Source organism: Methanohalophilus sp. WG1-DM, from assembly GCF_004104135.1.
Classification (GTDB): domain Archaea; phylum Halobacteriota; class Methanosarcinia; order Methanosarcinales; family Methanosarcinaceae; genus Methanohalophilus; species Methanohalophilus euhalobius.
Window position 1 is genome coordinate 1 of record NZ_RRBA01000046.1, and the last position, 460, is coordinate 460.

Below are 460 nucleotides of genomic sequence, written 5' to 3' on the forward strand. Positions count from 1 at the left end.
GAATGTCAATTAAGCATTCGTCCGGGTGGCTGACAAGCACCCCTGAGATTCCAGGATATACCTGTAATCCCGTGTTTTGTGTTCAATGTTCATTGCACCGATTAGGTCGGCATTGTTTTCATAACCACATTTTTCACATCTAAAAGACAACCTGTTACGATTGTTTTTTGAGATATGATTGCATCGAATACATGTTTGAGAGGTATAAGAGGGGTCAACATAATGTGTAATTATACCTGCTTCTCTTGCTTTGTATTCAATGAATGTTTGTAATTGGCGGAAAGCCCAACTACTGTGGTTATGTCTTCTCTTTTTGGGAGTTTTATAAAGAGTGGAATCACGTATTCCTGATAAATCTTCCAGACCTATTACAGATACACCTTTTTCAGTTGCGAACTTCACAATTTTCTTTGAGATTGTGTGGTTTACATCTCGCATAAGACGTTTCTCTTTACCTGCA

At 38.3% G+C, this 460-nt stretch carries 1 protein-coding gene; it reads right to left on the reverse strand.

Translation table 11 applies throughout. From position 1 onward, the window contains the following. Positions 1–9: 9 nt before the first annotated feature. Positions 10–460: RNA-guided endonuclease TnpB family protein (locus tag CI957_RS10395; RefSeq protein WP_164909099.1), on the reverse strand; the 451-nt coding region annotated here is incomplete at its 5' end.